The organism is Streptomyces lushanensis (assembly GCF_001700515.1).
Classification (GTDB): domain Bacteria; phylum Actinomycetota; class Actinomycetes; order Streptomycetales; family Streptomycetaceae; genus Streptomyces; species Streptomyces lushanensis.
This window is the reverse complement of record NZ_MAUD01000363.1, coordinates 1-9,487: the sequence shown is the minus strand read 5'-3', so window position 1 is coordinate 9,487 and position 9,487 is coordinate 1. Positions and strand designations below refer to the sequence as shown.

Genomic DNA, 9,487 nt, shown 5'->3' with positions numbered 1-9,487 from the left:
AGGAGGCCGTCGCCGAACTGGACCGCGCGCTCGCGCGCGACCCGCGCGATCCGCTGATCCTGGGCAGCCGGGGGCAGGCCAAGTTCCAGCAGGGCCGTGAGCGTGAGGCGCTCCAGGACTTCGACCGGGCCATCGAGCTGTCGGGCGACTACGTCTGGGCCCTGAGCCGGCGCGCCCATGTACGCGGCCGGCTCGGCGATGTCGCCGGAGCACTGGCCGACCTCGGCCGGGCCGAACGCCTGGGCCCGGACATGGAACGGGTGCTGGGGGAGCGCGGAGAGGTGTACCGGTTCGCGGGACGGTACGAGGAGGCCGTGGCCGAGTACACCCGAGCGCTCGCCCTCGACCCCTCGTACACCTGGGCGCTGGGCAGCCGGGCCATGGCCCTCAGGTCCCTGGGCAGAACGGCCGAGGCCCTGGCCGACCTGAACCGGGCGCTGGAGCTGAGACCGGGATACGCCTGGGCACGCGCCCGCAGAACGGAACTCCTGGCGGAACTCGCGGAAGAACCCACGAACACCGGCCCCGGTCCGGGTCCGGGTCCGGGCAGCGCGTAGCCCTACCGGCGCCGAACCGCACCCGGCACCGCCTACTGAGGCGTTCGTTTCAGGTAGGCGGTGTGCTCGGACTCCAGATCGACGACGGTGAACTCCTTGAGTTCCATCATGAGCTGGCCGGCCAGCATCCAGCCGATCCGCCAGTGCTCGAATGCCAGCGCTCCCGCCTCGTGCGCCTCGGGGAACAGCCCGCCCGGCCGGTACAGCGCCCCATGCACTCCCGCCACCACGAACGACCGCACCCGCAACGCCACATACCGGTTCCGCAAGTGGGGACACGCCAGTACGGCCGTTACCGCGCAGGACACACAGAGCGGCGGGTGCCCCGTGAGGTCCCCCGGCTTCCACGGCCCCGGCTCGGACGGGTCCTCGCCCACCAGCCACAGGGTGCCCTCGGGGGTACGGTCGGAGGGTCCGCCGCAGACCTGGCAGAGCAGTTTGCGCATGGCGCGGCGCTGGCGCAGGAAGTGCACCTCCCCGAACTCGGGCCGTCCCTTGCCCGGGCTGATTCCGATCCGTTTCCAGAGGATGCCCATGTCGTCGCGCTCGTAGGGCCGCTCGTCGGCGTAGGCGATGCCGCCGTTTTTGGCGATCATCCTCCCCGTGGGCCGGTGTTCCGAGGACCAGCAGGCGATGTACGGAACGACATCCGGCCGCGGAAAGGCACCGACCGGAAGCACCGGCGGAGTCATGAGCGACCACGCCCGCCGGGCCGTACCACCGGGAGGGACAGGGACGCCCATACGATCTTCCCCGGCCCGGTCCGGTCAACAACGCCCCACTCGTCGGCCAGCGCGTCGACGAGCAGCAGCCCACGCCCGTCCGGCGCCTCCGCATCCGGCGTTCGCGGCTGCGGGCGCTCCTCGGAACCGTCGTGCACCTCGATGCGAAGAGCGCCCGAACTGCGGAAGTAGCGCGTTTCGATGGTCTGTTCCGGCGTCACCTTGGCATGCAGCGTGGCGTTGGTGAGTAACTCCGACAGGATCAGAACGGCGGAGTCCTCCAGGACGGACAACCCCCAATCGGTCAGCGCCTTCCGCAACTCCAGCCGCGCCAGGGCCACGCAACGCGGATCCGGGCTCCATCGCAGCACAACGCTGCGGTCTTTCTGCTGATTGCTCACCATGCTCGTCAACGTAGGGAAAGCGGCATGCAGCCAGCCAGAATAAAACGATGCACTTCCAATGACGGCTCATCAGAAGTGCATCTTCACAATGTAGTTATGTGAAAACACCGAGATGAGTGCCGACTTTCCGCATCTCTGTGGTGAGGGTACAACGCTTACGAGTCACCTCTTCGAAGGTGATCGCGGCGGACGACTGGTGACGAAACCACTCAGGCGCGATCTCGTCGAGGCGGGACAGCTCCTCCATGGCGGCGGTGGGGTCGCCTGTGCGGACATGTGCGCGGGCGAGGTCGAGCCGGTAGCGGTTGCCGTCATTGGTACTGGGACCACCCAGTCTCGTCCAGTTTTTTTCTTTTAGGTTCGCTTCCTCGTCGGACTTGCGGATCACTGCCCGCGCATCCCCCGCGACCATGAAGTCTTCCAGTTCCTTCATGGACGCGGTGACGGGCCCGAACATCGACCAGTGACGCAGCAGGTTCTTGTGCGTGAAGCCCACCGCCTTCGCGGCGGTGCCGGCCGCCTTGCGCAGCGCCTTGGCTTCCTTGGGGCGGTTGTTCCGGGCCGCCGCGGCGGCTGCCTCCATCGCCAGGCCGCCCCAGGTCGCGTACTCGTCGGGTGTCGCTCCGCTGATCTTCGGTTCGATCAAATCCATCGTCGCTACAGCGATGTCCTCCGCCTCGTCGAACCGCTCGGTCCGCATGAGCATCCAGCACATGCCGCCGACGCCGGAAGCCGCGACGATCTGGTTCCCCGCCGCCTTGGCGTCCGTGATGGCCTCCCGGACGGCCGCGTGAGCAAGGTCGTACTGCCTGATCTGTGTCAGGTACCGACCTGCCAGTTGCAGCGCCTGGGAGCGGGCCACGAGCGCCTCGGTGCGCTCCTCGCCCGAGTCGTAGTAGGCGACCGCGTCATTCGAGGCACGGATGAGAGCGGGGAGGTCCGCCGCGATACTCCGGTAACTGTCCTCGAAGTAGAGGACGGAGTTGTCATGTGTCATGCGCCGCAACCGCGACACGTCCGGCTCGTCTCCGGCGGGAGCACTCACCGCCCCGAGTCCAAGAGCCGGAGTCAGCGCGATACGAAGATCACGCAAATGCATTCCGTTGGGGTTGTCATGCCCGACAGGTGCAGGCGTGCCTGAGGCCATCAGCACAGAAGTTCTCACGTTGAAGGCGCGGGCGATGGCGTGCAGGGTTTCCATCCGCACCCCGTCATGACCTTGCTCGATCTTGCGAACAGGCCCCACAGAGAGCCTGGCATGGTGTGCCAGCTCTTCTTGGCTCCATCCCGCAGCGCGCCGGTACTTCCTTACGTTGTTGGCGAGTTCATCCGACATGCGCCACCGTCCTTTCCCAACCCAGCGTACGACGATGGCGGACGACTCATATGCACCGTCAACATGCGCACTGCCACCCGCAATGCTGGTGGTGTCGGACTCGAAGGCCCCGGAAGTCGCCGAGTGGATTGAGGAGTCCGCCCAATGGATCTGAGGCGTTACTCGTACGAGGTGCCTTTCCGGCTGGGAGGAGGGTGGCCGGATTGGCTGTGCGTACGGTTCGGTGTTCAAGCCGGGCGGCTACGAGAGTGCGAACACCGAGTTGCTGGAGCAGGCTGACCGGCCGGTCGCGGTGTGGATCAGCGAGCGGCCCGGCAAGGGTGGTGGCGCATTCATGGCACAGCTCGGCGAGCGGATCGTAGGAGTCGGGCGGGTCAACTGGCCAAGGTCATACAGGGCGTAGGCGTCAAGCGATCAGAGGGACGCCGATCAGCTCGCTGATGCTGCGTACCCGGGCCGTCGACACCTTCGCGATACGGGCCCCGATAACCCCTGGCAGGGCTTGATGCCTGACCCACTCCGGGGCATCGAGCCCCACTTCGATCAGTGTGTCGCCAGCGGCGTCGTGCAGACCGGTGGCGCACTGTGCCAGCGCCACATCAAGCTTGTACCTGTTCCGCGCGACCTTCGACATGGTCTTGCCGATCGTCTTCATATCCTCGTGACCGGCGAGCTTGAGCGCGCGTGAGTAATTCTTGAGCGCCACGTGAATACCGACCGCTTCGGTCTTCGCCGCCGTCGGCCCGAAGCTCGTTCCGTACAGCTTCTCTTCGGTGCCGAGCCGGGCAGCCGCGGCGTGCGCTTGTGAAAGATAGTTGTCGGCCGCGCTTTCGTCTTCGCGTCGGGAGGCGGCCACTGCCGCCGAGACCATGAGGCGCCCATACGCGACCAGCTCGGGCCGGGACGCCTTGCTGAAACTCGGTTCAATCGCCAGGGCCGCGCGCTCAGCCACGGTCACAGCGCGGGGCAGCTTCGCACCGCGTAGGTAGATCCATGACAGCGTGGACTCAAGCAGGGCCGTCATGACCGGCCCCTGAGGGACATGTCCGCCGAGACGCGCAAGGCAAGTGCCCGGTTCTGTTTCGGCACGACGTGGTTCAAGCGTTGTACGAGCGTTGGAACCTTTGAAAGCAGGCGAGGCGAAGCCCTCCGACGACTCCCCGCTGTATGCCGTCATGGTCCGGAAGGTCCGCGACCTGCGGTCGAGTCGAGGTGTGGAACGCATGACGACGCCGGCTGTGACCGGGCAAAAGCCTGCCGCTCGTACGGGCCGCGCTGCGCGAGGTGCCGGCGCTGAAGCCCGACCACGCACCCGTCTTCGACCTCTTGGCGCGTGAGGCGGGCGAGGTTCTGGTGGGTGCCGCACGGGACGGCGGACCGGGCGGCCCACGAGACCGCCAACCCGCCGGGGACGGTACGCGGCCGTAGGTCATCGCCGTAGCCGTCGGCGCGTGTCCAAGTCGGCCCGCGGACGACCGGATTCATACCGGCCATGATCTTCCCTACACCCTCAACTCCCTGTTCGCGTTCCACTACAGTGCTGCGCAGTCTGCGGAGTCGCTGCGAGGCTCATGGGGAGGGAGGGACTCGTGAGCTCACCGTCCGGGGCCGTCTGGGGCCGTGCCGAGCAGCAGGACTTCCGGAGCAGAGTGCGGGGCGCGCTGCTGGGAGGGGCCATCGGGGACGCCCTCGGCGCGGGTGTCTCGGCGCTCACCCTGGAGGAGATCAGGGCCGCGCACGGCCCCGACGGTGTCACCGACCTCGTTCCGGCGTACGGCCGCCGAGGCGCCGTCACCGCCGCCACGCAGCTCACGCTCTTCACCGTCGACGGACTGATCCGCGCCCAGGTCCGCAGGGACACCGGCGCCTGGCATCCGCCGACCGATGTGCACCGCGCGCATCTGCGCTGGGCCGCGACCCAGCGCGACTGGGGCCCGGACGTACGCCGCAAGGACAACGGCTGGCTCGCCCAGGAGGAATGGCTCTACGCCCGCCGCGGCCCGGCCCTCTCCTGTCTCACCGGCTTCGGCGACGACATCATGGGCACGCTCGACAAGCCCAAGAACCCCACCGCGCGCGACGCGGGCGCACTGGTACGGTCCGCGCCCTTCGGACTGCTCGTCGGCTGGGAGCCGCAGCTCGTCTGCCAGCTCGCCGTGGAGTGCGCCGCCCAGACGCACGGCCATCCGGCCGCCTATCTGGCGGCCGGCGCCTTCGCCGTGATCGTGCACGCGCTGGCACGCGCGGAGAGCCTCGACGCCGGCGTGCAGCGCGCCCTCGCCCTGCTCGCGCCGCGTCCCGGGCACCAGCCCGTCACCGAGGCCCTCCAGCGGGCGCTCGGCACCGTACGGCAGGGGATCCCGGGACCCGGACGGATCTCGGCGCTCGGCGACGGACGCGCCGCCGAGGACACGCTCGCCGTCGCCGTCTACTGCGCGCTCGTCGGCGAGGACATCCGCCACGGGCTGCGCCTCGCCGTCAACCACGACGGTTCCTCGTGCGCCACCGCCACGCTCTGCGGCTCCCTGCTCGGCGCGCTCCACGGCGAGACCGCGCTGCCGCCCGCCTGGCTCGCCGAACTGGAGGGCCGGCCCACGCTCCTCGAAATCGCCGACGACTTCGCCATGGAGATGACCCAGGGCCCCGCCCTGCACACCCCCGGTGTCACCGCGTCGGGCTGGCTGTCCCGCTACCCGCGCGGCTGAGCGCCCGTACGGATACGCATACCGGTACGGATACGCATACCGGCACGGATGCGCATACCGGCACGGAAACAGATACGGAACCGAGCGGGCCCGGCGCACCACCGCGTACGCGCGTACGGGCGTACAGGCCGGAACCGCACCCGTACGCCCGTATCAGCCACGTGTCACCAGACCGGCCGTCCCCGGTCCCGGTCCGACCCGGTCCCGTCGGCCCCGGCCCGGTCAGCCGTCCGAGCCCCTCCGGCCCGGGAGCTTCGCGTCGGCCGGCTCCGCCTGCGCCGGCACCCGCAGCGACGCCGCCGTCAGACCGGAACCGTCGCCGTCGCCCTGGCCGTTGATCCGCGCCAGCAGCACATCGCGCTCGTCGCTGGGCTCCGGCTTCAGGAAGCCGATCACGATGTACAGCACGAGCGAGACCGCGAGCGGGACCGAGACCTGGTAGTGGAGCGGCACACCGCCCTCGACGTTCCAGTTGATCGGATAGTTGACCAGCCAGAAGGCCACCAGCCCGAGCGCCCAGCTCACCAGCGCCGCCGTCGGACCCGACCTGCGGAACGGCTTGAGCAGGCCGAGCATGAACGGGATCGCGATCGGACCCATCAGACCCGCCACCCACTTGATGACGACGGTGATGATGTCCTTGAACGTCGGCGAGTTGACCTGGGTGGCGACCGCCATCGACAGCGCCAGGAACGAGATCGTGGACAGCCGGGCCGCCAGCAGTCCCGCCCGCTCCGACCAGCCGCGCGCCGACTTGGAGAGCGTGGGCGCGATGTCCCGGGTGAAGACCGCGGCGATGGCGTTGGCGTCGGAGGAGCACATCGCCATGGTGTGCGAGAAGAAGCCCACGATGACCAGGCCCAGCAGACCGTGCGGCAGGAGCTGTTCGGTCATCAGGGCGTACGAGTCGGACGCGTCCGGCTTCTGCGCCTCCACCAGGAGCGGCGCGCACCACATCGGGAAGAAGAGGACCAGCGGCCAGACGAGCCAGAGGATCGCGGAGAGCCGGGCCGAGCGGGTGGCCTCGCGTGCGGTGGCCGTCGCCATGTAACGCTGCGCCTGGTTCCACATCCCGCCGTTGTACTCGAACATCTTGATGAAGAGGAACGCCAGCAGGAACGTCACGGTGTACGGCCCGGCCGTCGGGTCGGCATGGCCCTCGGGAAGCTTGTCCCAGACCGTCCACAGCGCGCTGAAGCCGCCCAGCTCGCCCATGACGGCGACCAGCATCGCGATCCCGGCGAAGAGCTGGATGACGAACTGGCCCAGTTCGGTGAGGGCGTCGGCCCAGAGCCCGCCGACCGTGCAGTAGATACCGGTGATGACACCGGTGATGAGGATGCCCTGGTTGAGGGAGATCCCGGTGAAGACGGACAGCAGGGTGGCGATGGCGGCCCACTTGGCGCCCACGTCCACGATCTTCAGCAGCAGCCCCGACCAGGCGAGGGCCTGCTGGGTCTTGAGGTCGTACCGGTTCTTCAAGTACTCCAGCGGGGACGCCACATGCAGCCGGGAGCGCAGCCGGTTGAGCCGCGGCGCGAAGAGCTGCGCGCCGATCCCGATCCCGATGGCGATCGGCAGCGACCAGGTCACGAACGAGGTGACTCCGAAGGTGTAGGCGATGCCCGCGTATCCGGTGAACATCACCGCGCTGTAGCCGGACATGTGGTGCGAGATGCCCGACAGCCACCAGGGCATCTTGCCGCCGGCGGTGAAGAAGTCGCTGACGTTGTCCACACGCTTGTGTGACCAGAGGCCGATCGCGACCATCACACCGAAGTATGCGATGAGCACGATCCAGTCGAGGCTGTTCATGTGCCCCCTCCAGGGGTCCGCCTTGTGAACGATCGATGCTCTTCGCCAGTACGTCCGGTCAGCGGTGCCCCGTGCGGGAGCGGGGACTTCGGGGATTGAACCGCCTGGCGCGGCAGTGGGTCAAGGGCTTCTCCGGTCATAAGTGTGAACTCAGATCAGAAAGCCGAACGATTTTACTCGTTCTTGACCTTCTTGGGCGTTGTCGTGATCGTGACGGCGCCCACACGATGAGCGAGCACTTCGTCAGGCTCCGGGCATGGCCCGGGCATCGGCGCCGGACATCGGCCCGGACTTCCGGACATACGGAAATGACCGCACGGGATGCGGGTCCCCTGCGGTCGGGAGAGGAGCTGGGAAACGAGGCGGATGCGGAGCGGGTCCGGACATGGCCGAGCCCCCTCGGCCAGGACGGCGGACCGGTCGAGAGGGCTCTGTCAGTGGTGCGGGTGCGGGCGCTGGATGTCGAGTGACCTCAGCCGAGGTCGAAAGCGCCCTTGTTCATTTCCCGCACGAACGCGTTCCACGACGTGGGGACGAAGGAGATCGAGGGGCCCTCGGGCGCCTTCGAGTCCCGGACGGCGATGGACTGGACGACGGGGGACCTGACCTCTACGCAAGCGCCGTTTCCGCCGGAGTACGAGGACTTCGTCCACGAGTCCGTAGCGCCCTGAAGAATTGCCATGTTCGCTCCGGTTCAGCGAGTGGTGGGACTTCACGCCAGCGTCTTTGCTGGCATGATCGACGCTACTCGCCTCACCCGATGGGCGGGACAGGTGTTCACTCGTTCTGGTGGCTTATTCGGGCACGGCCTTACGCACCACGGCAGTTGAGGTGTACGGTGCCCCCCGCTCCGGGCAGGGCGGCGCCCCCGAAGGGCTCCCGAAAGGTTTCAGCGGGCGTATTCCTTGGCGATCTCCGCGATGAACTGACGGGTCTGATCGACATTCAGGGCCTGGGCGCGCAGATGCTCGTACATCACGCTGTACCGCTGCACGTCATTGGCCTTCTCCAGATAGAGATCGCTTGTCACGCCCTCGATGTAGACGACACTGGAGTCCGAGGCGTCGGGGAATTCGAGAACCGCGTAATGCCCGCTGATCCCCGGGTGCGCGCCCATGTCGAAGGGCAGCACCTGCACGGTGACGTGCGGGAGCTGCGACTGTTCGACGAGATGCTCCAACTGCTCGCGCATGAGCCGCCGGTTGCCCACGACCCGGCGCAGCGCCGCCTCGTCCACCACGGCCCAGAGCCGCAGCGGGTTGTCGGTGGAGTTGATCCGGTCCTGGCGCCTGAGCCGTACTCCCACGCGCTTCTCGACATCGGGCACCGCCGACTCCGGCAGCGCGCCGTTGATCAGCGCCTCGGCGTACGAGCGGGTCTGGAGCAGCCCCGGGACGACCTGCGGCTCGTAGACGCGCAGCGAGGCCGCGTCCGTCTCCAGGCCGATGTAGACGCTGTACGGGATGTCGCCGAAGGCATGCCACCAGCCCTGCTGACGGGAGTCCTTGGCCATTTGCATCAGCGAGTCGACGACGCGGTGGTCCTGGACCTCGTACACCCCGCAGAGGTCACGGACATCGCGCTGGCTGATGGACCGGCGGCCGTTCTCCAGACGGCTGATCTTCGACTGCGAGACCAGCAGCCGCTCCGCCACCTCCTCGGCCGTCATGCCCTTGAGCTCGCGAAGCCGGCGCAACTCCTGTCCCAATCGGCGTCGCCTGACGGTGGGGTTGACGTTGGACGCCACGGAAACTGCACCTCCGGCTGCGTAGCTGTACGTATCTACTGCTCAGCAGACTGCCACCAATGGTCCCAACTGCGCTGGGAAATGGCCACAGAGGCAAATGCGCCGTTGTGCGCCCTTGGTTGTGCCCGGCCTCGCGCCGGCCCGTCGTCGGCCCGTCACAGGTCTGTCGCGGATCTGTCGCAGATCCGCGACAGACCTGTG

Annotated in this window: 8 protein-coding genes and 1 pseudogene; 2 read left to right on the top strand and 7 right to left on the bottom strand. The window is 67.9% G+C overall.

Features of this window, described 5'->3' with window-relative positions; genetic code table 11:
• On the top strand, positions 1–557 hold a 557-nt coding region (locus BFF77_RS26135), incomplete at its 5' end, for a tetratricopeptide repeat protein (protein WP_141698530.1).
• Positions 558–589: 32 nt separating this feature from the next.
• On the opposite strand, the gene BFF77_RS26130 is transcribed toward BFF77_RS26135, so the two are convergent.
• From BFF77_RS26130 to BFF77_RS26110, 4 genes and pseudogenes are all read right to left on the bottom strand, one after another.
• Entirely contained in the window at positions 590–1,153 is a 564-nt protein-coding gene (locus tag BFF77_RS26130; protein ID WP_245703715.1) for a hypothetical protein, read from the bottom strand.
• A 92-nt stretch (positions 1,154–1,245) separates the two neighbouring features.
• The gene (locus tag BFF77_RS26125) at positions 1,246–1,683 is read right to left on the bottom strand and encodes an ATP-binding protein (protein ID WP_107422253.1); all 438 of its coding nucleotides are present in this window, start codon (positions 1,681–1,683) and stop codon (positions 1,246–1,248) included.
• Positions 1,684–1,777: 94 nt separating this feature from the next.
• Positions 1,778–3,019 (bottom strand): helix-turn-helix transcriptional regulator, encoded by a 1,242-nt coding sequence (locus tag BFF77_RS26120; protein WP_066954241.1) that lies wholly within the window; start codon positions 3,017–3,019, stop codon positions 1,778–1,780.
• Positions 3,020–3,425: 406 nt separating this feature from the next.
• Positions 3,426–4,049 (bottom strand): annotated as a pseudogene (locus tag BFF77_RS26110) (transcriptional regulator); the annotation flags it as partial.
• A gap of 559 nt (positions 4,050–4,608) precedes the next feature.
• On the opposite strand from BFF77_RS26110, the gene BFF77_RS26105 reads away from it, so the two are divergent.
• Positions 4,609–5,724 (top strand): ADP-ribosylglycohydrolase family protein, encoded by a 1,116-nt coding sequence (locus BFF77_RS26105; protein WP_066954235.1) that lies wholly within the window; start codon positions 4,609–4,611, stop codon positions 5,722–5,724.
• A 222-nt stretch (positions 5,725–5,946) separates the two neighbouring features.
• On the opposite strand, the gene BFF77_RS26100 is transcribed toward BFF77_RS26105, so the two are convergent.
• From BFF77_RS26100 to BFF77_RS26095, 3 genes are all read right to left on the bottom strand, one after another.
• Positions 5,947–7,539 (bottom strand): sodium:solute symporter family protein, encoded by a 1,593-nt coding sequence (locus tag BFF77_RS26100; protein WP_066954231.1) that lies wholly within the window; start codon positions 7,537–7,539, stop codon positions 5,947–5,949.
• Between the two features lie 472 nt (positions 7,540–8,011).
• Positions 8,012–8,221, bottom strand: a complete 210-nt coding sequence (locus BFF77_RS33680; protein ID WP_079125508.1) for a DUF397 domain-containing protein — start codon at positions 8,219–8,221, stop codon at positions 8,012–8,014.
• Between the two features lie 207 nt (positions 8,222–8,428).
• Entirely contained in the window at positions 8,429–9,286 is an 858-nt protein-coding gene (locus BFF77_RS26095; protein ID WP_066954228.1) for a helix-turn-helix domain-containing protein, read from the bottom strand.
• Positions 9,287–9,487: the final 201 nt, after the last annotated feature.

Coding starts and splice junctions, on each gene's coding strand:
- BFF77_RS26125 (WP_107422253.1), bottom strand. CDS start 1,683: ATGGTGAGCAATCAGCAGAAAGACCGCAGCGTTGTGCTGCGATGGAGC.
- BFF77_RS26120 (WP_066954241.1), bottom strand. CDS start 3,019: ATGTCGGATGAACTCGCCAACAACGTAAGGAAGTACCGGCGCGCTGCG.
- BFF77_RS26100 (WP_066954231.1), bottom strand. CDS start 7,539: ATGAACAGCCTCGACTGGATCGTGCTCATCGCATACTTCGGTGTGATG.
- BFF77_RS26130 (WP_245703715.1), bottom strand. CDS start 1,153: ATGATCGCCAAAAACGGCGGCATCGCCTACGCCGACGAGCGGCCCTAC.
- BFF77_RS33680 (WP_079125508.1), bottom strand. CDS start 8,221: ATGGCAATTCTTCAGGGCGCTACGGACTCGTGGACGAAGTCCTCGTAC.